We start from the raw sequence: 23,835 nt of genomic DNA on the forward strand, positions 1-23,835 counted from the left end.
TGCTGCTGATTGCAGCCAATCAGGACACGGTGTTCAAACGACTCTCCGCCGCGATGGGGCACCCGGAGCTAGCCGAAGACCCGCGCTACGCGACGCACGCCGCGCGGGGCGATTGTCAGGTGGAACTCGACGGTCTGATTAACGACTGGACCAAAACGATCCCATTGGCAGAGCTTCAGGGCAAGATGGACGAGGCCGGCGTGCCATGCGGCTTGATCTACAGGGCCGAAGACATGCTCGAGGATCCCCATTTCAAGGCACGCGATGCGATTGTCGATGTGGAGCATCCCGATTTCGGCACGATGAAGATGCAGAATGTGGCGCCGCGCCTGTCCGATACACCGGGGTCGGTCCGCCATGTTGGGCCGGAACTCGGGGCGGACAATGCCTATGTGTTCGGGGAATTGTTGAACATGGATGATGAGGCGCAGGCAAAGTTGAAAAGCGCTGGGATCATCTGACGGCATGACGACCCAAGTGACACAGCCTGGCTTGCAATTCCTCTCGGTCGCGGAAGCGGCCGAGACGCTGGGCGTGTCGCGGCTGAAGATCCGGGAGGCGGCAGCGAAAGGCATGCTTCCCGCGAGATGGGACAATGAAAAACGGCTGCGTGTGGATCTGACCGGCATCACGGCAGAGCAGATCGAGACGTCGAAGAAGTCAGTGTCTCAGTCGGCTTTGATGGACTTGCTGTTTGATGAGGTCGAGGAACTCCATGAGGCGTTGCTGTCCCGGGACGCGGAAACAGATGCTTTGAAAGGCCTTGCAGAACGGCAGGCAGCGGCCTTGGACGACGCGGCGGACCGAATGGAGCGCGATGCGGCTGAGAAGGCACGGCTTTCCGAACTTCTGGCGCGGGCCATGGCGCATCTTGAGCGAGAGCCTGCCGTGCAAGGCGATGATCGTCTGACAGACATCCCAGAGCGTGCCTTGCAGCATCTGGAGACAACCGGAGATCGGCTTGAAAGCGCGCTGGCGCATTCCGGGCGGATGGACCAATTGTTGGACCGCGCCTTGCAGGCGGGTGAGCGGCTGGAAGGCAAGCTCGCTGTGCAGGAACAAGAGATCAAGGCGCAAGGCCAAGCCTTGGACAAGGCGCTGGCGATGTCGGAGCGCGCGGTTGCCTTGGCAAACACCGCACCGCCCCGAAAGCGGTCCTTCTGGCACTGGCTCAGGGGTCAATAACCGGCGGCAATACAGAAATTTGACAGGGAGGTTCAGCACAAAGATGTCAGGTACCGATGAACTAATTCGCCAATACGAGGCGCGGCTTGAGGCCTTTGAAGAGCGCTTGCGCAAGATTGAATCAGGCAGCGGGTCCGCGGCGTCTTCCTTGGCGCGCACCTCACTGCGCCCCGGCCCGCGCCGCGCGGGGTTGCGGTTGGGCGTTGATGTGGGCGGCACGTTCACCGATCTGCTCTTGCTCGATGAAAAGCAGGGCCGGACGTATACGGCCAAGGTGCCCTCGACCCCTGCGGATAGCTCGATCGGTGTGCTCAACGGGATCGACAAGATTTGCCGGCAGGCGGGGATTTCCCCCACTGACATTACCGAAGTGCTGCATGGGACGACGGTTGCCACGAACACCGTGCTGACGAACTCGGGCGCTTTGGTGGGCCTTGTGACAACCAAGGGCTACAAAGACACGCTGCAAATCGCGCGCTCTTTCGTGCCCGGTGGTCTTGGTGGTTGGGTGATCTGGAACAAGACCGCCCCGCTTGCGCCGCTGGAGCTGACGATTGAAGCGGATGAGCGCATGGATGCGCAGGGCAATGTGCTAGTGCCTTTGAACGAGGAGCAGATCCGCAAAGATCTGAAAACGCTTCTGGGATCGGGGATCGAGGCACTGACGATTGCTCTCTTTAACAGCTACACCAATGATGCCCACGAAAAGCGGATTGCGGAGATTGCGAAAGAGATTGCGCCGCATATCCCGGTGAGCACCTCGGCGGCGGTTATGCCTGAGATGTACGAATATGAGCGCACGGAGACGACGGTGGTGAACTCCTATGTGCGCCCCGTGGTGGCGAAATATGTGGACAATCTGCAAAGCGAATTGCGCAAGCGGATGGGCGATGATGTGCTCTTGCAGATCCTGCGCTCTGACGGTGGGCTCAGCTCTGCCCAAGGGGCGATGGACCAGCCCGTGAACCTGCTGATGTCCGGCCCTGTGGGCGGTGTGTCTGGCGCGCTTTGGATCGCCAAGCGGGCGAATTTCGCCAACCTGCTGACCTTTGACATGGGCGGCACCTCCACCGACGTGGCACTGATTCAGGACGGCGTGGCCCGCACCCGCCGCGAAACCCGAGTGGGCGATGTGACCATACGTGCCCCTTCGGTTGACGTGCGGACGGTTGGTGCGGGTGGTGGCTCCGTCGCCTATGTGCCGGACCTGACAAAGGCCTTGCGCGTTGGCCCGCAATCTGCCGGCGCCGATCCAGGACCTGCGGCCTATCAAAAGGGTGGCGAGGAACCCACCGTGACCGACGCCAATGTCGTGCTCGGCTATCTGCCCTCAGATGCCAAGCTAGGCGGCGACATGGATATCAGCCGCGCAAAGGCAGAGGCCGCGGTCAGGAAGATCGCCGACGCTTTGGGCAAGTCGGTAGAAGACGCGGCTGAAGGCATTATCTCTATTGTGAACGAGAATATGTGCGGCGCTTTGCGGCTTGTCTCGGTCGAGCAAGGCTACGACCCGCGCGATTTCGCTCTGATCGGCTTTGGTGGCGCTGGCCCGCTTCATGCCAACGCGCTGTCGCGGCTGATCAATTCATGGCCTGCGATTGTGCCGCCCGGCCCCGGCGTTCTCTGCGCCTATGGCGATGCGACGACCCGTCTGCGCAACGAGGCGAGCCAGACCTTCGTGACGTCTATCGCGGCCACATCGGATCGCGAAATTCGCGGGATGCTCGATGATCTGGCACAAAGCGCGGGCCGTGATCTGACGGCCGAAGGTGTAGCGGCAAGCGAACAAGAGGTCTTCTTCCAGATAGACATTCGCTACAAAGGCCAGGGCATGAAGCTGACGATTGACGTCACTCCTGCGGACTTTGACCGCGAGGGCCTTGCTGGCATCACCCACCGCTTTGATGACGAGCACGAGCAGCTCTTTACCTTCGCGCTGGATGCGGAACACGAGCTGGTCGGTCTGCGCGCCGTAGTTCAGGGCGCGGAAAAGAACTTCATAAACCCCGATGCGCGCGGAGGCGGCAAGGATGTCTCCGCCGCCAAGGTCCAGTCCACGCGCCTGTACGCAGATGGCGCATGGCGCGAAGGCTACATTTATGACCGCGCCAGGCTGCAACCGGGCAACCATGTGCCGGGGCCAGCGGTGGTGACAGAGATGGACTCCACTTCCGTCATCCTGCCCGATCATGTTGGCGTCATTGATGACGTGGGCAACATCCTGATCTGGCCAGCAGATCACCCGAACGCACGCTAAGGAGAACAAAAATGGTTGCTCAAATCATCGAAACCGATACCAAACCTTTCTTTCGTGTGGACGTAGACCCGATCACGCTCGACATCGTTGAGAACGCCCTTCGCAATGCCCGCAATGAGATGGATGCGGTTTTGTTCCGCACCGCCATGAGCCCCGGCATCCGCGAACAGCACGATGCTTTCCCCATGATTGCCAACCAAGAGGGCAAGATGGTCGTGGGACAGTTCGGCTCGTTCCTCTATGGCTTTATTAACGGCTATGACGGGACAATTGAGGATGGCGATATCTTTATCACCAACGATCCCTATTCCTGTAACGGTGCGGTCAGCCACCTGAATGACTGGCTGCTGATGATGCCGATTTACCACAATGGCAAGCTGGTGTCTTGGGCCGCCATGTTCGGTCATATGACAGATGTGGGCGGCAAGGTGCCCGGCTCGCTGCCGACCGATGCCAAAATGATCTATGAGGAAGGTGTGATCGTTCCGCCGACCAAGATCTATCGCGGCGGGGATTTACAGACCGAAATCCTCAACATCATGCTCGCCAACACGCGGATGCCGGAGTGGAACAAATCCGACTTCTTCGCGATCATCGCCGCTTTGCGCCTCGCTGAACGGCGGGTGCGTGAGAATATCGACCGCTTTGGTGCAGACACCTATATCAGCGCCATGTGGGACATGCTGGACCGCAACAAGGCGGCCATGTCCGCGATCATTCAAATGATTATTCCCGAGGCGGTGGATGGCAAGAAAGCCTATTTCGAGGATTGGATTGACGATGATGGGATGGGCAATGGCCCGTACAAGATCGCCTGTCACCTGCACCGCGAGGGGGAGATCGCCTATTTCGATTTCACCGGTTCTGACCCGCAATCGTTCAGCTCGATCAACTTCCTGCTCAATGAAGAGATGTTCAAGATGTTCTTCGGGGCCTTTACGATCAACCTCTTTGACCCGCAGATCCTTTTTAACGACGGGTTCTACGACCTTGTGGATGTGCATATCCCCGAAGGCTGTATCCTCAAGCCCAAAAAACCCGCCGCGCTGTCCTGCCGGACCCATATGCTGGGTCGGATATTTGACCTGATGGGGGGCCTTTTGGGCCAGGGCGCGCCCGACGCGCTCAATGCCGCTGGCTTCTCGGACAGCCCGCATTTCATGTATTCGGGCTTTGGAGCGGACGGTGAATGGTATCAGCTCTTCCAGATCGGCTTTGGCGGTGTGCCGGGGCGGCCAGCGGGCGATGGGCCGGATGGGCATTCGATGTGGCCCGCCTTTACCAACGTGCCCAATGAGTTCCTTGAGGCCTATTTCCCGCTGCGCATCCGGGAATACGCAACGATCCCCGACAGCGGCGGCGCGGGCCTGCATCGCGGCGGCAACGGCATCACCATCGCCTATGAGACGCTCGAAAAGGGTGAGGTGTCGATCCATGATGATCGCTGGCTCACCTATCCGTGGGGTGTCAATGGCGGTGAGCCGGGGATGCGTTCGACCAAGCGGCTCATACGCGCCGATGGGAGCGAGGAGAACATTCCCTCCAAATGCGACCGCATCGCGGTGGAGCCGGGCGATATGCTCTACTTCAACACATGGGGCGGCGGTGGCTGGGGCAATCCGCTGGAGCGCGACCCCGAGCTGGTGCTGACGGATGTGAACCGGGGGCTTGTCACCGTTGAAGGAGCAAAGCGCTATGGCGTCGTCATCAAAGCGGGCAAGGTGGACAAGGCGGCCACGACCAGGCTGCGCAAGTCGATGGAGGGCAAGGTCTCGGCGGAACTCTTCAACCGTGGCTTTACCTCGATTGATGAGCTCAAGGCCCGCTGCCTGAAAGAAACCGGGTTCGAAGCACCGCTTGCACCGGTCTTCAGCAACCAGCTTGCACGCGCGGCTGAGTGATGTCGGACAATCTGGATAAAAACTACGAAAAGGCGGGCTACCATGCCCGCCAATCTTGGGGCGCGCGCCCGGCGCTGGTCTTGATCGACTTTGCCAATGCCTATTTTGATCCTGAAGCGCAACTATACGGTGGCGAGGGTTGCCAGACGGCGCTCGATAACGCGGCCATTCTGGCAGATGCGGCACGGGCGGCTGGCGTTCCGGTGATCTTCACCGAGGTAAAATACCAGCCCGGCGGCGGCGATGGCGGGGCGTTTTACGCCAAGGTGCCTGCTCTTTCCTGCTTTGACGCAGGGACCGAGACGCAAAAGCTCGCACCCCCTTTGCAGGTCATGGACGACGATATCGTCATCACCAAGCAATACCCAAGTGGCTTCTTTGGCACCTCACTGGCATCCACATTGCACTTCATGAAGATCGACACGCTTGTGCTGACCGGGGTCACCACTTCGGGCTGTGTCAGGGCCACCTGCATAGACAGCATCAGCCACGGCTTTGTGACTTTAGTCGTCGAAGATGCGGTTGGCGACCGGGCGGAGGAGCCCCACCGCGCCAATCTGTATGACATGAGTGCCAAATACGCGGATCTGCTGACCACGCCGCAGGCGACGGAGTATTTTCAACAGCTTACGACTTAATCCAACGGGAGGACTATCCATGAAACACCTTTTGACAACCGCTGCGGCCGCTTTGGCTCTTGCCACTCCGGCTATGGCCGATATGGACGCGGCAAAGGCGCTGGTGGAGAAATACAGCCAACTGCCGACCTTTGAAGCGCCCGGGCCCGCCTTTGACGCAAAGGCCTGCATGGCCGGCAAAAAGATGTTTGTCGTGCCGCTGACCAACGCCAACCCTTTCAACGCCGCGATCAGCCAGGGTTTTATCGACGCGGCTGAAATGGTGGGTTTTGAGTTGCGCGACTGGGAAACCCAGATGGACCCGGCGGGCTGGATTCAAGGCATCAACACCGCCGTCGCCGAGGGTTTTGACCTGATTGACCTTCAGGGCGGCTTGCCACCGGAATTCCTGGTGCCACAGATCACCGAAGCCCAAGGCGCGGGCGTCAAAGTCACCGCGACCCACAACTGGGATGCCACCACGCAGCCTACGCCGGAATTCATGGATGGGGCCGCCAACACGGACTATGTAACCATCGGAGAGATCATCGCCGCCTGGACCATTGTCCAGACCGAAGGCAAGGTGAATGCGCTGGTGCTTGGCCCGGATGAAATCACCCCCACCGCACCGCTGCGCGATGCCATCCTCGGCTATCTGAAAGACAACTGCCCCGATTGCCAGACAAGCTATATCAACGTACCCGTGACAGACTGGGCAACAAAAGGTCAGGGCGTGGTGCAAACGGCACTGCTGGCGGACCCGTCCATCAACTACGTGCTGCCGGTCTACGATTCCATGAGCCAGTTCATCGTGCCCGCAATCCAGATTGCAGGGTCCTCGGCCAAGATCGTCAGCTACAATGGTACGCCCTTCGTGCTCGACATGATGCGCGACGGTGACATCGTTGAGATGAATGTGGGTGAAAGCCTGGGCTGGGTCGGCATGGCGGGCACCGATGCGAACATGCGCCTGCTCTGCGGCATGGATCCTGTCGGCACGCTGAACACGCCTGCCTATATCTTCACCGATGAAAACGTGGCGAATGCGGGCAACCCGGCGACGTTCAATGACGGCTATGGCGATGTGCATATCGCAGGCTTTAAAGAGCTTTGGGGTCTTGAGTGACACAAACGTTGAATATTGGCGGCTCCCCCTCCGGGGGGAGCGCTCTTGAGATCAGCCATCTGTCGAAACATTTCGACGGCGCTGTGGCGCTGGATGATGTCGGCTTACAGGTCGCGCGGAGCGAGGTCCATGGGCTGCTGGGATCGAACGGTTCGGGCAAGTCGACACTGATCAAGGTCTTGGCCGGGTTTCACGACCCTGAGCCGGGGGCCGAAATACGGCTTTATGGCGATAAGCTACCTTTGCCGGTCTCGGGCGCGCGGGCCCGCGAGAAGGGCCTTGCCTTTGTGCATCAGAATCTGGGCCTGATCCCAACCTTGTCCGTCACAGAAAACCTGTTTCTCAACCAGCTGGCGACCGAGGAAAGCTGGTCGCTCAACTGGGCGCGGTTGCACGATGAAGCGTCCAGGATCTTTCAGAAATTCGGGCTCGCCTTTGACCCACGCGCCTTGGTGGCGCAGCTCACCCCGGTGCAGCAGGCTCTGCTGGCCATCGTGCGTGCCTATGAAGAACTGCGCCAGGCCAGTGCCGCCCATGGCGACCGCCCCGGCGTGCTGGTGCTTGACGAACCCACCCCTTTCTTGCCTGGATCCGGCGTAGAGCAATTATTCCGCCTGGTTCGCCAATGCACCGATCTGGGCGCAAGCGTGATCTTTGTCAGCCATGATGTTGACGAGGTGCGCGAGATCACCGACCGGGCCACCATCCTGCGCGACGGCGTGTTGATTGACACGGTTGATACAGCCAGCACAAGCCATGACGGCTTTGTAGAGCGGATCGTTGGCCGCAGCCTGCAAACCTATGCGGGCGGGGCCAAGCAGTTGCACAGCCCGGCCACCCGCGTGGGCGTCACGGATCTCGCGGGGCCGGGCATTGGCCCACTCAGTTTTGACATGACGCAAGGTGAAATCCTTGGGCTGACAGGCTTGATCGGCTCGGGCTGTGACGATGTGCCTGCCATGATCTACGGCGCGCGAGAAGAGGCGACCGGGCGTCTGGAATTAGACGGCACGGGGAAATCCATCGCGACGTTGACACCAGAGGAGGCGTTGGCCTGGGGGCTTGCATATCTTCCGGCGGATCGTTTGGGAGCAGCTGGTGTGGGGTCGCTGCCGGTGGGCGAGAATGTCGCAATGCCGGTCTATGAGACCCTTGGGGTGGGTGCCTGGCTCACCGATCAGGTCATCAACCGGCATGCCCGAACCCTCGGTGCGCAAGCCGAGGTTAAGCCCAATGTGCCGGAACTTCCCTTGTCCGCCCTCTCAGGCGGCAATGCACAAAAGGCGTTGATGGCCAAGTGGCTCCAGATCAAACCCCGCCTGCTGCTGTTGGATGAGCCGACCCAGGGCGTTGACGTGGGTGCCCGTCAAACCCTGTGGGATGCGCTGGATGCGGCGGCAGCGAACGGAACGTCGGTTTTGATCGGCTCGACCGACTATGACCAACTGGCACAAATCTGCCATCGCGTTCTGATTTTTGCCCGTGGCCAGATCGCGGATGAACTGACCGGCACCGACCTGACGAAAGAAACAATTGCCGAGCGGTGCTATCACTCAACGGCGGCAATGGCCTGAGGAAAACAATGGACAATTACGAAGACCGGGTCGCGGCGCTTGAGGCGCGCATTCTAGAGCTTGAAGCCATGAACGAGGCGCGCGCCGCGCAGCCTGAGTTCAGTTGGAAAAGCTGGTTCGAGAAATACGGCCTGCTGGTGGCCTGGGTTGCGGTGATCCTGATCTTGGGCGCGTTCAAGCCGGCACAAATGTTTGTCTGGAACTCCTATGCCACAATGCTGGGGTCAAACGCGATGGTCGTGGTGCTGACGCTGGCTTTGATCATCCCGCTGACCACAGGGGATTTTGACCTTTCCGTCGCCGCCACCATGGGGCTGAGTTCCATGCTGATTGCGGTCTTGAACGTGCAGTTTGGTCAACCGATTTTCGTGTCAATCATCGTAGCCTTGCTGGCCGGGGCGGCTGTCGGAGCGATCAATGCGTTCTTTATCGTCTATTTCAGGGTATTCTCTCTCATTGTGACCCTGGGCACGGGCTATTTCGTCGCCGGACTGATCCTGTGGGTGTCCGACAGTGGCACAATTGCGGGGGTGTCCATGGGGCTTGTCAAAGTGGTAATCCTCACCCGGTTTCTTGGTATCCCGGTGGGTTTTTACTATGCGCTGATCCTGACCGGTGCAATCTGGTATCTGTTTCAATACACGAGCCTTGGAAGACGCCTCTTGTTCGTTGGTCGCGGGCGCGAGGTTGCGCGGCTTTCCGGCGTCAATGTTGACAGGATGCGCACCGGCGCGCTGATCGCCTCCTCCGTGCTGGCCGCGTTTGCAGGCGTGCTTTACACAGGTATGCGGGGTGCTGCTGACCCGTCCTCGGCCTTGGCCTTTTTGCTGCCAGCCTTCGCGGCTGCCTTCCTCGGCTCCACAGCGATCTATCCCGGTCGGTTCAACGCAATTGGGGCGTTCGTAGCTGTCTATTTCCTATCCACTGGAATTATGGGATTGAATTTCCTGGGGGTGAGCAGCTTTGTGACAAATCTGTTCTATGGTGGCGGATTGGTTTTGGCTGTTGCCATCTCGCAACTCATCAGGGGTCGAAAGCCGATGGACTGATGGAAAACATGACGATTTCGGCTCCTGGAGCATCGGGCGATCATATTGAAAAAGGGAATCCGAGCGCATTCCAAATCGCAAGAAATCCACGCATGAAAAGCCGGTTTCTTGCAAAATCCAATACTCTGAAAAAGTCAAACGGCAGGACTTCGCCTTAGAGCGATCTGTGATTGTCTTGATAGATGGCAAGGCGTCCCCTCTTAACCTTTCAACCAGGCAAGCGTGGCATCCGTATCGCCGCCCGGCGGCTTGTATTCGGCGCCTAGCGGCATCTCCCAGCCAAGCTCCTCGATCAGGCTGAAAATATGGGGATAGGAAAGCTCTCCATGATCCGGGGCGCCGCGGTCCGGCACGCTGGCGAACTGGATATGCCCGATCACCGGCAGGAGGTTCTTCAGCCGGTGCGACACGTTCCCCTCGATCATTTGCACGTGATAGCAGTCGAACATGAGGCGGAGGTTCGCCGAGCCGACCTCTTCGATGATGGCGCGCGCCTGGTCGGTGGAGCCAAGGAAATAGCCAGGCGCGTCGTAGGGATTGAGCGGCTCGATCAGAATCCCGATGCCCAAGGGCGCGGCCCGTTCGCAGGCGTAGGCAAGATTGGTGACAAATGTCCGGTGCGCATCGCCGCCATTCGCAAATCCGGACATCACGTGGATCTTGCCCGCGCCGACCCTGGTGGCATAGTCCACCGCCCGATCGATGGCGGCATGCGCCTCGACTTCTCGCCCCGGCAGCGCCGAGAGGCCGTTCTCGCCCCCCGCGACATTGCCCCGGACCGTGTTGATCCCGAGCATCGGAAGGCCGGTTTCGTCAAGCGCGGCGCGCACCTCCGCGGCCGGGATTTCGTAGGGCCAGTGGCACTCGACGGCGTCAAAGCCAGCGGATTTCGCGGCGCGAATGGCATCCGGCAGCGGGCGGTCAGCCCAGAGGAAGCCGAGATTGGCTGAGAACTTCATGGGTCCCACTCCACATCGAACTTGGTGACCAGGTCAGAGACCTCGGTCGCGGTCAACATGCGCGGGTTCATCCCGCGGGTAAGCAGCGCGAGACGTGCCGTGTCCTCGAGTTCCTCGATCGCGTTGCAGGCGGCCTCGACATCCTTTCCGGCCACCACCGGGCCATGGTTCGCAAGCATGACCGCCGAGCGCCTGCCGGCAAGGCCCCGAACCGCCTCACCCATGGCCGGATCGCCGGGGAGGAAGAGGGGAAGGAGTTTGACCTTGCCGAGCTTCATGATGCCGTAAGGGGTGAGCGGGGGCAGGAAATTGTCCCAATCAGCGTCAGGCATCATGGAGAACGCCACCGAGTGACAGGAATGCAGGTGGACGACCGCGCCCGTCTTGCTGCGGGTGTCGTAGAAGGCAGTGTGGAGCGGCATCTCCTTCGTCGGCTTGTCGCCGTCGATGAGCGCACCTGAGGCGTCGAAGCGGCTAAGGCTGCCAGGGTCGAGGCGACCGAAGGACGTTCCCGTGGGCGAGACGAGAAGGCCGCCATCGGCGGTGCGGGCCGAGATATTGCCGGTAGAGCCGCCCGTGAGTCCCCGGTCGAACATGGATTTCGCCAGCATGCAGATCAGCTCGCGAAGATTCGCCTCCTCGCTCATGGCTCCAGTTTCCGGAGCGCGTCGGCAAAGAAGTCTTCCGCCCCGAAATTTCCCGATTTGAGCGTCAGGGCGATCGGGCGACCGGCGCTTTCGTAGAAGGTCCAAGGAACGCCCGGCGCGATCTCCTGGCCGATATCGAGCCGAGTGACGCCCAGGGCCTTGGTCACGGCGCCGGAGGTCTCGCCGCCGGCCACGACGAAGCGGCGAGCGCCCCGGTCGCGCGCGGCAAGCGCGAGTTTCGCAAGGGCCGCCTCGACGATTTCGCCCGCCTGGACCACACCCAACTTCTCCTGTGCCGCCTGAACCTCGCAGGGTTCGGCGGTGGCATAGAGGATCGGCGCGGCATCAAGCGGTTGGCGCTCCAGCCAGTCGAGCGCCGCCTGCGGCCCTTCGGCGGCGACGGTCAGCGGATTAAGCCGGTAGCCAGGGGCGGCTTCCAGGTAGCGCGCGACCTGGGTGCGGGTCATGGCCGAGCAACTGCCCGAGAGCACGACGGCCCCCTCGGCCAGCTCAGGCTTCACGGCACCGGCCGCGTCGGCCGAAAGCGCGCCGTCCCGCAGATAGAGGCCCGGAAGCGGCATGGCGACGGCGCTGCCGCCGGTCATGAGCGGCATGTCGCGGCAGGCCTCGGCGATGATCTCCAGATCACCATTGGCCACGGCATCGACCACCACATGGGCGATGCCTTCGCGCCCCAACCGGCCAAGTTCGGCCCTGAGCGCCTGCGCGCCATTCGCCACAGTCAGCCGGTCGGCGAGGCCCACGGGGCGGCTCACCTGGGGTTCGAGAAGTCGCGTCAGGTTGGAATCGCGCATCGGCGTCAGCGGGTGATCCCTCATCGGGCTTTCGGCGAGCAACTGACGGCCGACGAAGAGATTGCCCATGAAGATCGACCGGCCGTTCTCGGGGAACGCCGGACAATAGATCGTCTGGTCCGTGCCGATATCCGCCATCAGCGCCTCGACCACGGGCCGATATTGCCCTTGGCGGTCGAATCGAAGGTGGAACAGTATTTCCAGAAGAACCGTCGGGCACCGGCCTCCTTAAACCAGGCGAGCGCGGCCCGGCATTCAGCCACCGCCTCGGCCACGGGGGCGGTCCGGCTCTTCAGTGCGATCACCTCGAAGGGCGCCGTATCCGCCGGGGGCTCGGACGGGATCCCGATCCGAAGCGAGACCCGGACGCCGCTCCGTGCCAGAAGGCCCGCGAGATCCGTGGCCCCGGTGAAATCGTCGGCGATACAGCCGAGGAGTGTCGTCATGTGGTTTCTCCAGTGGCGCGCGTTTCAGGCCTCTCCCGGAAGCTTCAGACCCGCGGCCCGAGCATAGACCTTCACCACCGCGGCATCATCTTCCCGGCCGAGCCCCTGCTCTGCCGCGGCCAGATACTGCTGAAGCGCGGCCGCCGTGATCGGCGCGTTGAACATCGCGGACTTGGCGATGTCGAGGACGATGCCGAGGTCCTTTGGCCAGATGTCGATCGAGCTCCGGGGCGTGTAGTCGCCATCGACGATATGAGGCGCGCGGTTCTCCAGCATCCAACTGGTGCCGGCGCATTTGGAGATCACCTCGACGAACTTATCCGGGCTCACCCCCTGGATCATCCCGAAGGTCAGCGCTTCGGCCATGGTTGCAATATGAACGCCCGCGAGCAACTGATTGACGGCTTTCATGGCCGAGCCCGCCCCGGCCGCGTCTCCCAATTCGAAAACAGTGTTTGCGGTGGCGTCGAGCATCGGCCGGGCAGCGTCAAAGGCCTGCGCCGTGCCCGAGGCCATGATCGACAGCGCCCCTTCGGCCGCCTTCACCGCGCCTCCGGAAATCGGCGCGTCGAGATAGTGAATACCGTGCGCGGCGCATCGCGCTTCCATATCCTTCGCAAAGTCGGGCGGGACCGTGGCGCAGGCCATCACCACCGCACCGTCGCGCAGCATGGGAACGACACCATCTTCTGCGAAGAGAACGGCCTCGGTCTGCTGGGCGTTCAGGACGACGGCGGCGACCCCGTCGAGATCGTTGGCGATGGCCGCCAGTTCCCCCGCCGCGCCACCTTCGGCGCGGAACCGGGCGACGGCGTCTGAATTGATGTCGAAGCCATGGGCCTCATGCCCCGCGCGCAGGATCGACGAGGCCATCCCGTAGCCCATGGAACCGAGCCCGATGACGGCGATCTTCTTTGCTTCGCTCATATCAGCGTCCTTTGTCCGGGCCCTGTCCGACAGGCAGCAGTTTCTTGATAAGCGGCCAGAACACGACGAGGAGCGTGACCGCGAAGAAGCCGACCGCAATGGGGCTTTCGAGAAACTTCACAGGCTGCATCTGCGTGACGATCAGGCCTTTGCGGAGGTTCTCTTCCAAAGGCGTGCCGAGGATGAAGCCGATCACGATCGGAGCCAGAGGCACTTTGGCGTAACGCAGAAAGAGACCCATGATGCCGGCGACCACCGCGGCCCAGACATCGAGCACGGAGAAGCGAATGACGTAGGAGCCGGCGAGCGACAGGGCCACGACGGCCCCCATGATCAGCGCATGCGGCAGCTTCAGGACCCGGCTGAACACCTGCGCCATGCCCGCGCTGACGATCAGCATCATGATGTTGGCCACCAGGAGGGCGACGAAGATGAAGCTGACAAGTTCGGGGTTGCGGTTGAAGAGCTGGAAGCCCGGGGTGATCCCGTGGATGACGAGCGCGCCCAGCATGACGGCGGTCGCCGCGTCCCCGGGGATTCCGAGCGAGAGCGTGGGCACCAACGCGCCGCCGGTGACGGCGTTGTTGGCGGCTTCCGAGGCGACGATGCCCTCAGGTTCGCCTTTGCCGAAGTTCTCCGAATTCGGGGAGTCGTTCTTCGCTTGCGCATAGCCGATCAGTGAGGCGGCGGTGGCTCCGACGCCCGGAAGAACCCCGAGGAAGGTGCCGAGAAACGAGCTTCTGAGGATCGTCTTCTTCATTGCCCACCATCTAGCGAAACCGGCGACCTTGAACCCGGTCGAGACGATCGGCTTGCCGACCTTGGCGACACCCTGTCCCGCGGTGATGAATACCTCGGAAAGAGCAAAAAGGCCAATCAGGATCGGAACAACGTGGAAGCCCGCAGAAAGCGCAAAGTTGCCGAAGGTGAAACGGTAAGCACCGCTCAGTTCGTCGACGCCGACGGTGGAAAGGACCACGCCGATGATCCCCGCCAGAAGGCCTTTCAGCGGATTGCCGGCGGACACCCAGGCGATGGTCGTCAGCGAAAACACGATCAGCGCGAAGGTCTCGATCGACCCGAACTCGACAGCCAGGGCCGCGAGTTGAGGAGCAGCGACGACGAGAACGAGCATCGAGAAAATACCGCCAATGGTGGACGCCACGGTGACCCAGCCGAGCGCCTCGGCGGCATGGCCCTTCTGCGCCATCGGATAGCCGTCGAAGGTCGTGGCAGCCGATTGCGGCGTGCCGGGAACATTGATCAGGATCGCAGGGATCGATCCTCCATAGACCGAGGAAACATAGATCGCCAGGAGCAGGCCGATGGCCTGGGGGGCTTCGAGTACGAAGGTGAAAGGCAAGATCATGGCCAGCGCCGTGACCGTGCCAAGCCCCGGCAGCGCGCCGACGATCATGCCTGCGATGCTCGCGAGCAGCATGATCAGAAGCGCAAAGGGATCGGCCAGAAGTGAAAGCGATGAGAGGAAAGCGTCAAGTCCCATGGCTCAAAAACCCAGCCCCGGCACCGTCGGCAGCGGCATTTTCGCGAGATTGACAAGCATCACGTAAAGGAGCGCCCCGAAGCCGACACCGACGATCAGGTTGACGAGGTGGTTCCGGTAGCCAAGGAGGAAGACCACCAGAACAACGGCAACGGGCGCGACGGCGAGATAGCCGAGCGGCTTCAAAAACGCTGCCGCGGCGACAATGACCGAGACTGTCAACGCGATGTTGAACCAGTTCTTCTCACCGATCTGGACACCGCCGGAGCGCAGCCCGGTCAGGAAGATCGCTGCCGAAAAACCGATCATCAGATAGAGGAAGAGCTGCGGGACGATGAAGGGCGGTGCGTCGCCGGGCAGAACGAACACGCTTTCGCTCTGCCGGTAGCTCGACACCAAAAGGAAGGCAGCGACGATGACGCCTGCACCGCCCAGAAGAGTGTCCGTGTTGATTGCGCGTTTCATGGCGCAGGCCCTTTCTCGCCGCGGTCGCGGCTGTCGTCGTCGCGGCCGGAAACCCGGCGCCCCGGATCGCTATCTGTTCTTCGGCCAGCCTGACTGGCGTTCCTTCGTCCATTCGATCTGTGGAATTTCGACCTTGGGGGACGGCGGCCAGCCATCGCCCCGCTGAGAATTCAAACTCCGGTGTGGTGCCCAGCGATAATCGCGGTCGGGCTTGCCCACGAGTTTGCCGTCCTCGATCCAGTCGAGATCGACGCCGTACATCTCCGACACCAGAAGATCATGAAGCCGCATGAGCGTCTGGCCGTGGGCCGGCTTGGGGGCGAGATCAGTCATCTCGTTGGGGTCCTCGACCATATCGAAAAGCTGGAAGTGGTTTCCGACGGGATAGTATATCAGCTTGTAGCGCTCATCGCGGACCATCCGGCTTGAATGATCGTCCTCGCCGCATTCGCCATAGATATGGGCGTGGCGCGCCTCGCCCACCATGGAAATCCCGTCCACCGTGTCCGGCGCGGGAATGTCGCAAAGATCAAGCAGCGTGGGCATGATATCGGCGAGGGTCACGAGCCGCTCGTCCACCAAGCCTTCCCGCGCCTTGGGGTTCCCCTTGTTCGCCGACAGGATTATCGGAATGTTGGCGGAGCTTTCGTAGAAGACCCGCTTCGCCGCCATGTCATGATTGCCAAGCATGTCGCCGTGGTCCGAGGCGAACATGATAATCGTGTCGTCGAGGAGCCCCTCGAGCCGCAGGGTTCCGATCAGGTAGCGAATCTGAAAGTCGATCTGGCTGCAGAGCGCGTAGAAGGCTCGTTTCGCCGCGATCATCTGCGCCTCGGTGTAGAGGTTCGTCCGGCTGAGCAGCGCCGAGATCGCAAAGGGCCGTTTGCCTGGGTCCTGCGCCCAGTCGGCCACGTAGGGCTGGTCGATTTCCACGTCGCGGTAGAGGTCGATGAAGGCCTGGGGCGGCACGAGCGGCGGGTGCGGGTGGCGGAAGCCAAGATACCAGAATGCGGGCCTGTTCGGGTCGCGGCGTTTGACGGTGCGGGCCATCATCCTGCCGGCCCAGGCCGTCGCGTGGTGCTGCTCGTCCAGGTGCCAGGGCCGCCAGTTGTACTGGTTGTTGGACATCCCGTGGTCGAACTGCCGGCCCGGAAGGCCCTGGTCGCCAAGATAGATGTCGTAATCGTCGAGCGTCCCCCATTGCGGTCGACCCTCATCGTCAAGCAGCACACTGTCGAACCCGATCCGGTCCCTTTGAGGGTGGACGTGGAGCTTGCCCACCGCATCGGCCTGATAGCCCGCGTCACGGAAGGCCTGGGCCATGGTGGTGACGTCGGGCATGTGAAGCTGATCATCGAAGACCCGGTCACCATGCGATTTGGGACTCATCCCGGTCATCAGCGTCCGGCGGGCCGGAATACAGACCGGACATTCGGAATAGGCGTTGGTGTAGCGCACGCCACAGGCCGAAAGCTCGTTGAGGCCTGGCGTGATGATCGACGGATTGCCCGCCAAGCCGAGATGCTCGGCAGCCCAGTGGTCGCTCACGATCAAAAGTACGTTTGGCCTGTTTTCAACCAAGGATCCGTCCTCCCAAAGCAATCGGGTGTTGAAAGGCGATAGCCTTTGGCAATAGATGAAGCAAATGATAGTTCTTTGTACGAACATTCCATTTTGGAATGTTGCAAGGGGAGAAGCGGTGTCAAACCGGCTCGGACTACGCCAGCTCAGGGCGTTTCACGCGGTGATGGTCACGGGCGGCGTGACGCCGGCGGCGGAGCGGCTGAACCTCACTCAGCCGGCCATCAGCAAGCAGTTGAGCGCTCTGGAACATGCTCTGGGTCTAAAGCTCTTCCACCGCAGGAGCGGCCGCGCGACGGTACCAACGCCCCAGGGGGTGGAGTTCTATCGCGCGATAGAGGCGACGATCACGGGGCTCGACGAGATCGGCACCATCGCCAGCAGTATCTCGGCCAATACCATGCGGCGTCTCAGGGTGGCCGCGACGCCTCCCCTGATCAACAGCGCACCGCTGATGACCGCTGTCGAGACCTTTCTTGGCGATCAGGGCGATACCCATATCTCGCTCGAACCCCGCCACAGGCTTGAGATCGAGGATTGGGTGGCAGCGCGTCAGATCGACCTCGCCCTGGCGCTTCTGCCGTCGAACCACCCGGCGCTGACCTCGCTGTCACTCACCGACACCTGCGCGGTGGCGGTCATGCGGGCCGGTCACCCGCTGGTGTCGGAGACCACCATCACGCCTGCGCAGCTTGCGGGCGAGCGCGTCATCCTGCCCAGCCGCCAACCCTTGCGCACCCGCATCGACGCCGATCTTCGAAGCGCTGACGCAGATCTCGAAGTCGGCCTCGAAGCCTCCTCCGCGATCACCTGCTGCCGCATGGCCGCCGCCGGTCTGGGCGTCGCGATCTGCGACCCCTTCAGCCCGACGGCCTTCCCCGGCACGGCCATTGTCACGCGCCCGTGGTCTCCGCCCGTGAGCCTGACCTATGGGGTGCTGTTCAACGGCACGCAGGACATGGACCCGTTGGCCGAGAGCCTGCTGGATTGCATCAAGTCGGTGTTTGAACGCTGGTCCGCGCCCTGGGCTGCAAGCACCATGAACTGACCGCATGCCGTGATGTCGAAGCCGCGGGGATGCCGGGACAGGTCATGATCGACCGACTCCCGGTTCGGCCCTCAGGGTCGGGTGGCCACCAGGCCAGCGTGCTGCCCCGACGCTCGGCACGATAGAGAAAGCGCCCGTGGGCCAGAACCCTCTCCGTCATGCGCACCTCCCGGGCCCCTTGAACGAAAAGGACGCGGTCTGGCCGACCGCGTCCCATGAAGGTTCAGCCCTCAAGCGAATGGCCCTATTTTGCGAGACCGATCGCCTTGAGCATCGAGGCGTTGTCCTCGAACTGGCCGTTGTAGAACGCGGTGAACTCAGGGCGGTCCATGTGCTTCACAAAGTAGTTCGACACGCTCATCCTGGCGATGAACTCCTCGTCCTTGACCGCCTCGGCGCAGGCCGTAGCGAGCGTATCGAGGATGTCGTCGGGCGTCCCGTCCGGGGCGAAGAGGCCGAACCAGATGGTGATCGAGACATCGATGCCAAGCTCCTTCAGCGTCGGCACGTCCGGCAGATCGGCAAGGCGCTCTTCGGCCGCGACGGCAAGTGTCTTCAGACCCTGCACTTGGGCGAGCGCCGAGTTATCCGTGGCAACCTGCGCCTCGCCGCTGAAGAGTGCCTTGGCTGCCTTGCCCCCCCCGCCGGCGGGCAAATAGGTGAACGTCACGCCCAGGGAATTCGCAAGCGCCGCCTGGGTGATGTGCGGGACCGAACCGGGCGCCGGACCCACCGAAACCAGATTGCCGGCCTCGGCCGCCGCCTTCAGATCGTCGATCGAGTTCAGCGGGCTGTCGGGTGCCACCTGAACCGCGGTCGGATTCTCAGCCATCATGCAGATCGGCTCGAAGCTGTTCTGGCCGTAGGGCAGCGGGCGGAGGTGCGGCTGGATCGTCACCGTCGCGATAGGGTTGTAGCCAAGGGTGTAGCCGTCGTTGGCCGCGCTCGCGGTCTGGGCTGTGCCCACGGTGCCACCGGCGCCTGCGACATTGATCGGAACGATATCGGCCCCATCCATCGCCTTGCGCATGGCGTTGATGAAGAGCCGGCCTGAAGTGTCGGAATTGGAGCCGGGCCCGTAGGCGATAATCACCTCGATCGGCCTTTCTGGATAGTCTGCTACAGCGGCAGTCCCGACGACGGTCATCGCCGCGGCAAGAAGGGTCGTCTTCAGGATCATGATATCCTCCCATATGGAGCGCTTGGGCCCCGGTTGCCCGAAGGTCGGCCAATGCGTCCTCCGGATTTGCAGTTATTCCGATGCGGGAGAACGATCTTCATCGGCACAGACGCCACCGTTCCGGGCGAATATGTCGCTCGGGTCCATGGCACCAGACCGAAGCCGCTCCTCCTCCCGGTCGCCCCGTATTTTAAGGGTCAGTGAAAAATTCCAGAAATGATAACTCGTTCTAAATATATAACGCCTTGGAATGTCATTGAACGCACCCCCGCAGCTCAGATGTCGTAGACGAGCCGGATGCTCTGGTGTGAGGTCGAGCTGTCGGGAGAGGTTCCGGTGCGGGCGGCGATCCGATAGCGGTAGCAGTAGCTCGCATGGCAGAGAAACGATCCCCCTTTCGAAAGCCTGTAGCCCGCCTTGCCCGCATGGGCCTGCCGCACACTCTTTTTCAGGGACTTCACGCGGAAGGGTTGCGATGTATATTCCCAGGCATTCCCGACCATGTTGTAAAGCCCATAGCCGTTCGGTTCGAAGGACTGCGCCGGGGCCGTGCCAAGATGGCCGTCGAGCCCGAGATTCCTGTGGGGGAACCGCCCCTGCCAAATGTTGCAGGGAAAGAAATCCACGTCGTTCGGCTCCCGGTCCCCCCAGGGAAACCGTACGTCGCCGAGCCCGCCCCGCGCGGCATGCTCCCACTCAGCCTCGGTGGGCAGGCGCCCGCCGGCCCAGACCGCGAAGGCCTGGGCGTCATTCCAAGTGACATGGGCCACGGGGTGATCGGGCTGAGCGGCTCCCTCGGAGCCGGGGCCGATGGGCGCCGACCAGCACGCGCCTTCGATCTCCCGCCACCAGGGTGCGGCCGCCACGGCCCGGCCGGGCGGTGCATCCCCGGGCAGAAAATGTTCGAAGACGAACGAGTTGCCGAGCCGTTCCGCCTCGGTGACGAATCCTGTGTCCGCCACGAAGCGGCGGAAGCGGGCGTTGGTGATGGCGGTCATGTCCATTGCGAAAGTCTTGACCATGGTCTCGCGCCGGGGACCTTCGCCATCGACCGGCAGTTCGGGGTGGTTGGTCCCGAGGAAGCTCTTGCCTCCGGGGATTTCCACGCGCTCGGGAGGGTCAGCCTCCCGCGCATCGATGCGCTGCACCGCAAGGGCCTTTGCCGTCCGCGCAGGCGTGCAGCAGGATGTCTTCGCCGTACCCTTAGTCATGAGGATCCTGCGGCATCTTCCGCCTCCCGTTCGATGCGCGCCGCCTTGATGTTGCCGATGGCGTTCCTGAGATGCGCGACGAGCGCTGCTTCGGCCGCCGCGCCGTCCCGCGCGAGAAGCGCATCCACGATCCCCTGATGCTTGCGCCGCTGGATGTCCTGGTTCGCCCGCCGCTGCGACGAAACGAACCGCGCCCGCCAGAGGCGGGAATTGTACTGGCTGTGGGTCTCGAAAAGCGGCGGATTATGCGCCGCCGCGACAATCGCCCGGTGAAACGCCATGTCGAGGCCGAAGAGCCGCATCCGGTCGTCGCTTTCCGCCAGATCCACCATCTGCCGCTGCAATCCAGCGATCTCCTCAAGTTCCCGGTCCGTCGCCACGGTACAGGCCTGCTCACCGGCAAGTCCCTCCAGCGCGCCCTGGATCTTCAGCCAATGCGACAGCGTCTCCATCGACGGATCCGCCACGCGGGGTCGGCGGGTGTCGCTATATTCAACCAGGCCCTCCGCCTCAAGCTGCCGGATCGCATCGCGCACGGGCGTTCGGCTGATGCCGAGAAGCTCCGAGAGATCGCGCTCATTGAGTGCCAGGCCAGGGGGGAGCTTTTCGAGAAGGATCAGCTCACGCAGCTTGTCTGCGGACTGCTCGGCCAGGCTGCGCGGGCGTTCCGCGGCGATGTCCTCGTCGAGGATATCTTTCAGTGACAACGCGTGGATCATCTCATGGCGCTCGTCATTGTGCCCGTGGCACCGGCCTCAAGGTCGGCCAGCAGCGTGATTGCCTCTTCGCCGCGTGGCTGGCGGGTTTCGCCTGTCCGGCTTCCTTCTGCATCGCCTCGATGGGCCCCGCATGGAGCTTCGAGTAATGGACCGGGATCTTTTCCTTCGTGCGCCCGCCGAAAAGCTTGAACACCGGTTTGCCGACGAGCTTGCCCATCAGGTCCCAGATCGCGATGTCGATCGCCGAGATCGCGGTCATGCCGATCCCCTTGCGGCCCCGGGCATGGGTCCGACGATACATCTTTTCCCAGATATAGGCGTAGTCGAACGGGTCCTCGCCGATGACCAGAGGCGCGTGCCAGTCGTCGATGGCGGCCTTGACCACTGTCGGGGCGAGGGCCGCGTTGCCGATGCCGACGGTGCCGTCCTCGGTCTCCACCTCGCAGGTCAGCCATTGGTGGAACCGGAAGGATGCCGTTGCGTCGCCTTTCATCCAGAGCGCGTCCGAGGCGTTGGTGCAACAGTTCCCGGTCGGCGGGACGGTCGGTCCGGTCCAGTTCCAGACGCGGGCGCGGGCACGGGCACGGACAGATTTGATCTTGGCCATGGACGGTTCCAACTTGCACTTGAATTGGCATACCAAAAACCGTATACTAATTTAGATGTCAAGAGGGCGTGACCTATTTCGGCGGCCTGCCCTACCCCATCACGACCCCCGCACGCGGGACCGCTTATGACATCGCCGGCCAGGGCAAGGCCTCGCCCATGAACAACGCACTGACGCTGATGCAGCGCGCAGCACCGACCGCAAACGGACTGCCGATATGACCCGGCCGAACATCCTCCTCATCGAGGCCGACCAGATGGCGGCTTTTGTATTGTCGATGTACGCCCAAGGCGGACAGGCCAAGACGCCTAACCTTGATGCGCTGGCCGCAGAGGGTGTCGTCTTCGAGAACGCCTATTCCAACTCGCCGATCTGCTGTCCCTCGCGCGCGTCGAAATTCACCGGCCGCCTGCCGTCTACCCACGAGGTCTGGGGCAATGGTGCGGAATTCCGCTCGGAACTCCCGACGATGATGCACTTCCTGCGCTCGGAGGGGTATCGTTGCGCAGTCTCCGGCAAGTGCCACTTCCTCGGGCTCATGACCGGCGACAGCGACAGCGTGAAAGACGAAGCGATCGCGGAATATTATGGTCCAGGCGTCATCGAACCTCGGCTCGCCATTAGAAAGGACCGCTGGAAGTATGTCTGGACGCGCAACCATGACGGCTATCGCTGGGATTACCAGCCGGTCTTCGACGCGGCGACGGCCTGTGTGCGCGGGACAAACGACCCCGGTACGGCCTGACGAAAAGGATGTCGAACAAACCTTACATCCTCCTGTCGACAACCGGAGATTGACGGGCCGCGGTCTTGTTGGACGAACCACTGCATGCTCTGCGAACACCCTACTGGGCCCAAGAGGCCCGAGCGTGCACATTTGGGCGTCTTGCGGAACAAACAGGGATCATTTTCTTTCGCGTGATTTGGCCAGATGCATTGCGACGATGTCGGAGGAGAATTTATACTTTCGCCGGTCCGAGAGGCGCTCGGCATTGACCGGATATTTTGGCCGTCTTGGTTCGAGGCCAGTGATGCGGAACCGTTCACCGCGATCATCGAACTCTTTGCCGAAGTCAGCCGGGTCCAATCCATACTGAGGTGCGAGGATTTCGAACATCTCCCTGTCAGGCTCAAACAGCGAACCGTCTTCCATCGGAAGACCGAGACGGACTGTGTAGGAAAGACCGACACGAAGATTGACATCGTGGAGATCATCGTCAGCGAAGCACAAGCCGTGCTTTTCCGCGATTTCCCGGCAGGCTGTCCGCATCTGATCTTGCAGTTTTGCACAAAGCCCAGGCGTAAGATTCTTCAGTTGTTTTTTCTGAGGCTGAACGCTTCCACTCATGCCGGATCCTTCAAGTCTTTCTTTGCCTTGCAGACCGTGCCCCGGGAAATTCCCAACTTGCGGGCGACCTCGGTCGGTGACAAGCCTGCCGACAGCTTTTCCCGTATTTCCATATGTTGATTCGGGGTGGCCACCCTCGGTACATGCCACGTTTTCCGCCTCTTCAAAATAGGCGATCAACGCGCGCGTATATCGGATTTCCGGCGAATACTCATCGGCGCACTGCTCCATGAGCGATTTCAGTTCGTCCATCTTGCCCATTTCGAGGAGCTTTGCCGCCAGAATGTAGCGGATTCCCTGGTTGTCGCCGGGATTCAGAACAGGCATTTCCCTGAAGTTTGGATCGCAGCCTCTTTTTCCCCGGCATCCCGGAGAACTTCTCCAAGTTCTCCACGAGCGCGCATGTATGGCCGGGTTTCATGGACACCCCAGAAGTGTCCTTCATTTTCCTTTGGTCAGCCGTCTCCCAATGCGATTTCTCCCGCAGCCACAGCACGTTCAATCATCTCCCGCCGTTCGCTGCTGGACAAAGAAGGCCGTTCTGCAAGGGTGAGCCATGCATCGGCGCAAAACACCGGTAGTTTCAGTGCCTGCCGGGCTGGTGCGGATTTCTCGTCGGGTAGGAGCAGCGCATCACTGCGCCGCTCCCCCCTGAGAACCGTGCATGCG

Annotated in this window: 23 protein-coding genes and 1 pseudogene; 11 read left to right on the forward strand and 13 right to left on the reverse strand. The window is 61.7% G+C overall.

Annotated features, from left to right (window positions below; translation table 11 throughout):
- The 8 genes from AC5E6N_RS14280 to AC5E6N_RS14315 form a co-directional block, all read left to right on the forward strand.
- Positions 1 to 461: CoA transferase (locus AC5E6N_RS14280; RefSeq protein WP_491748434.1), on the forward strand; the 461-nt coding region annotated here is incomplete at its 5' end.
- 151 nt (positions 462 to 612) lie between these two features.
- A complete protein-coding gene (locus AC5E6N_RS14285) occupies positions 613 to 1,185 on the forward strand; it encodes a hypothetical protein (RefSeq protein WP_491748435.1) in 573 nt (190 codons plus the stop codon).
- 43 nt (positions 1,186 to 1,228) lie between these two features.
- On the forward strand, positions 1,229 to 3,442 hold the full coding sequence (locus tag AC5E6N_RS14290) for a hydantoinase/oxoprolinase family protein (protein WP_491748436.1): 2,214 nt from the start codon (positions 1,229 to 1,231) through the stop codon (positions 3,440 to 3,442).
- Positions 3,443 to 3,453: 11 nt separating this feature from the next.
- The gene (locus AC5E6N_RS14295) at positions 3,454 to 5,343 is read left to right on the forward strand and encodes a hydantoinase B/oxoprolinase family protein (RefSeq protein WP_491748437.1); all 1,890 of its coding nucleotides are present in this window, start codon (positions 3,454 to 3,456) and stop codon (positions 5,341 to 5,343) included.
- Positions 5,343 to 5,981, forward strand: a complete 639-nt coding sequence (locus tag AC5E6N_RS14300) for an isochorismatase family protein (RefSeq protein ID WP_491748438.1) — start codon at positions 5,343 to 5,345, stop codon at positions 5,979 to 5,981. Before AC5E6N_RS14295 ends, AC5E6N_RS14300 begins: the two co-directional genes overlap by 1 nt.
- A gap of 31 nt (positions 5,982 to 6,012) precedes the next feature.
- A complete protein-coding gene (locus AC5E6N_RS14305) occupies positions 6,013 to 7,086 on the forward strand; it encodes a sugar ABC transporter substrate-binding protein (protein ID WP_491748439.1) in 1,074 nt (357 codons plus the stop codon).
- Positions 7,083 to 8,660: a sugar ABC transporter ATP-binding protein gene (locus AC5E6N_RS14310; protein ID WP_491748440.1), complete on the forward strand. Its 1,578-nt coding sequence runs from the start codon at positions 7,083 to 7,085 to the stop codon at positions 8,658 to 8,660. Before AC5E6N_RS14305 ends, AC5E6N_RS14310 begins: the two co-directional genes overlap by 4 nt.
- Positions 8,661 to 8,668: 8 nt before the next feature.
- The gene (locus AC5E6N_RS14315) at positions 8,669 to 9,709 is read left to right on the forward strand and encodes an ABC transporter permease (protein WP_491748441.1); all 1,041 of its coding nucleotides are present in this window, start codon (positions 8,669 to 8,671) and stop codon (positions 9,707 to 9,709) included.
- Between the two features lie 200 nt (positions 9,710 to 9,909).
- On the opposite strand, the gene AC5E6N_RS14320 is transcribed toward AC5E6N_RS14315, so the two are convergent.
- The 7 genes and pseudogenes from AC5E6N_RS14320 to AC5E6N_RS14350 form a co-directional block, all read right to left on the reverse strand.
- Positions 9,910 to 10,668 (reverse strand): hydroxypyruvate isomerase family protein, encoded by a 759-nt coding sequence (locus AC5E6N_RS14320; RefSeq protein ID WP_491748442.1) that lies wholly within the window; start codon positions 10,666 to 10,668, stop codon positions 9,910 to 9,912.
- Positions 10,665 to 11,315 (reverse strand): 3-oxo-tetronate 4-phosphate decarboxylase, encoded by a 651-nt coding sequence (gene otnC, locus AC5E6N_RS14325; protein WP_491748443.1) that lies wholly within the window; start codon positions 11,313 to 11,315, stop codon positions 10,665 to 10,667. Before otnC ends, AC5E6N_RS14320 begins: the two co-directional genes overlap by 4 nt.
- Positions 11,312 to 12,576, reverse strand: a pseudogene (otnK, locus tag AC5E6N_RS14330) (3-oxo-tetronate kinase). Before otnK ends, otnC begins: the two are co-directional and overlap by 4 nt.
- A 24-nt stretch (positions 12,577 to 12,600) precedes the next feature.
- Entirely contained in the window at positions 12,601 to 13,503 is a 903-nt protein-coding gene (gene ltnD / locus AC5E6N_RS14335; RefSeq protein ID WP_491748444.1) for an L-threonate dehydrogenase, read from the reverse strand.
- Between the two features lies 1 nt (position 13,504).
- Positions 13,505 to 15,007, reverse strand: a complete 1,503-nt coding sequence (locus AC5E6N_RS14340; protein WP_491748445.1) for a tripartite tricarboxylate transporter permease — start codon at positions 15,005 to 15,007, stop codon at positions 13,505 to 13,507.
- A gap of 3 nt (positions 15,008 to 15,010) precedes the next feature.
- A complete protein-coding gene (locus tag AC5E6N_RS14345) occupies positions 15,011 to 15,472 on the reverse strand; it encodes a tripartite tricarboxylate transporter TctB family protein (protein ID WP_491748446.1) in 462 nt (153 codons plus the stop codon).
- Positions 15,473 to 15,541: 69 nt separating this feature from the next.
- The gene (locus AC5E6N_RS14350; RefSeq protein ID WP_491748447.1) at positions 15,542 to 17,053 is read right to left on the reverse strand and encodes a sulfatase-like hydrolase/transferase; all 1,512 of its coding nucleotides are present in this window, start codon (positions 17,051 to 17,053) and stop codon (positions 15,542 to 15,544) included.
- Positions 17,054 to 17,108: 55 nt separating this feature from the next.
- On the opposite strand from AC5E6N_RS14350, the gene AC5E6N_RS14355 reads away from it, so the two are divergent.
- Complete coding sequence (locus tag AC5E6N_RS14355) at positions 17,109 to 18,101, forward strand: LysR family transcriptional regulator (RefSeq protein WP_491748448.1); 993 nt, start codon at positions 17,109 to 17,111, stop codon at positions 18,099 to 18,101.
- A gap of 244 nt (positions 18,102 to 18,345) precedes the next feature.
- Here AC5E6N_RS14355 and AC5E6N_RS14360 read toward each other — a convergent pair whose 3' ends face one another.
- The 4 genes from AC5E6N_RS14360 to AC5E6N_RS14375 all read right to left on the reverse strand — a co-directional run bounded on the left by AC5E6N_RS14360 (position 18,346) and on the right by AC5E6N_RS14375 (position 21,818).
- A complete protein-coding gene (locus AC5E6N_RS14360; protein ID WP_491748449.1) occupies positions 18,346 to 19,281 on the reverse strand; it encodes a Bug family tripartite tricarboxylate transporter substrate binding protein in 936 nt (311 codons plus the stop codon).
- Between the two features lie 275 nt (positions 19,282 to 19,556).
- Positions 19,557 to 20,492 (reverse strand): formylglycine-generating enzyme family protein, encoded by a 936-nt coding sequence (locus AC5E6N_RS14365; protein ID WP_491748450.1) that lies wholly within the window; start codon positions 20,490 to 20,492, stop codon positions 19,557 to 19,559.
- Positions 20,489 to 21,199 carry a GntR family transcriptional regulator gene (locus tag AC5E6N_RS14370; protein WP_491748451.1) on the reverse strand — a complete coding sequence of 237 codons (711 nt, stop codon included), beginning with the start codon at positions 21,197 to 21,199 and terminating at the stop codon, positions 20,489 to 20,491. Before AC5E6N_RS14370 ends, AC5E6N_RS14365 begins: the two co-directional genes overlap by 4 nt.
- A gap of 25 nt (positions 21,200 to 21,224) precedes the next feature.
- On the reverse strand, positions 21,225 to 21,818 hold the full coding sequence (locus AC5E6N_RS14375; RefSeq protein WP_491748452.1) for an enolase-like domain-containing protein: 594 nt from the start codon (positions 21,816 to 21,818) through the stop codon (positions 21,225 to 21,227).
- 68 nt (positions 21,819 to 21,886) lie between these two features.
- Here AC5E6N_RS14375 and AC5E6N_RS14380 point away from each other — a divergent pair, with 68 nt between their 5' ends.
- Both AC5E6N_RS14380 and AC5E6N_RS14385 read left to right on the forward strand, forming a co-directional pair.
- Positions 21,887 to 22,039, forward strand: coding sequence for a 4-hydroxythreonine-4-phosphate dehydrogenase PdxA (locus AC5E6N_RS14380; RefSeq protein WP_491748453.1), 153 nt, complete (start codon positions 21,887 to 21,889; stop codon positions 22,037 to 22,039).
- Entirely contained in the window at positions 22,036 to 22,563 is a 528-nt protein-coding gene (locus AC5E6N_RS14385; RefSeq protein WP_491748454.1) for a sulfatase-like hydrolase/transferase, read from the forward strand. The genes AC5E6N_RS14380 and AC5E6N_RS14385 overlap by 4 nt, the downstream gene beginning before the upstream one ends.
- A 159-nt stretch (positions 22,564 to 22,722) precedes the next feature.
- On the opposite strand, the gene AC5E6N_RS14390 is transcribed toward AC5E6N_RS14385, so the two are convergent.
- Complete coding sequence (locus AC5E6N_RS14390) at positions 22,723 to 23,493, reverse strand: hypothetical protein (protein WP_491748455.1); 771 nt, start codon at positions 23,491 to 23,493, stop codon at positions 22,723 to 22,725.
- 128 nt (positions 23,494 to 23,621) lie between these two features.
- Positions 23,622 to 23,835 (reverse strand): hypothetical protein (locus tag AC5E6N_RS14395; protein WP_491748456.1); only part of this gene is annotated, 214 nt, incomplete at its 5' end.

The organism is Hoeflea sp. (genome assembly GCF_984452065.1).

Excerpts from the sequence above, each read along its gene's own strand:
- AC5E6N_RS14365 (WP_491748450.1), bottom strand. The coding sequence starts at position 20,492 with ATGACTAAGGGTACGGCGAAGACATCCTGCTGCACGCCTGCGCGGACG.
- ltnD (WP_491748444.1), bottom strand. The coding sequence starts at position 13,503 with ATGAGCGAAGCAAAGAAGATCGCCGTCATCGGGCTCGGTTCCATGGGC.
- AC5E6N_RS14385 (WP_491748454.1), top strand. The coding sequence starts at position 22,036 with ATGACCCGGCCGAACATCCTCCTCATCGAGGCCGACCAGATGGCGGCT.
- AC5E6N_RS14345 (WP_491748446.1), bottom strand. The coding sequence starts at position 15,472 with ATGAAACGCGCAATCAACACGGACACTCTTCTGGGCGGTGCAGGCGTC.
- otnC (WP_491748443.1), bottom strand. The coding sequence starts at position 11,315 with ATGAGCGAGGAGGCGAATCTTCGCGAGCTGATCTGCATGCTGGCGAAA.
- AC5E6N_RS14360 (WP_491748449.1), bottom strand. The coding sequence starts at position 19,281 with ATGATCCTGAAGACGACCCTTCTTGCCGCGGCGATGACCGTCGTCGGG.
- AC5E6N_RS14320 (WP_491748442.1), bottom strand. The coding sequence starts at position 10,668 with ATGAAGTTCTCAGCCAATCTCGGCTTCCTCTGGGCTGACCGCCCGCTG.
- AC5E6N_RS14315 (WP_491748441.1), top strand. The coding sequence starts at position 8,669 with ATGGACAATTACGAAGACCGGGTCGCGGCGCTTGAGGCGCGCATTCTA.
- AC5E6N_RS14295 (WP_491748437.1), top strand. The coding sequence starts at position 3,454 with ATGGTTGCTCAAATCATCGAAACCGATACCAAACCTTTCTTTCGTGTG.
- AC5E6N_RS14300 (WP_491748438.1), top strand. The coding sequence starts at position 5,343 with ATGTCGGACAATCTGGATAAAAACTACGAAAAGGCGGGCTACCATGCC.
- AC5E6N_RS14390 (WP_491748455.1), bottom strand. The coding sequence starts at position 23,493 with ATGCCTGTTCTGAATCCCGGCGACAACCAGGGAATCCGCTACATTCTG.
- AC5E6N_RS14375 (WP_491748452.1), bottom strand. The coding sequence starts at position 21,818 with ATGGCCAAGATCAAATCTGTCCGTGCCCGTGCCCGCGCCCGCGTCTGG.
- AC5E6N_RS14340 (WP_491748445.1), bottom strand. The coding sequence starts at position 15,007 with ATGGGACTTGACGCTTTCCTCTCATCGCTTTCACTTCTGGCCGATCCC.
- AC5E6N_RS14355 (WP_491748448.1), top strand. The coding sequence starts at position 17,109 with ATGAAGCAAATGATAGTTCTTTGTACGAACATTCCATTTTGGAATGTT.
- AC5E6N_RS14290 (WP_491748436.1), top strand. The coding sequence starts at position 1,229 with ATGTCAGGTACCGATGAACTAATTCGCCAATACGAGGCGCGGCTTGAG.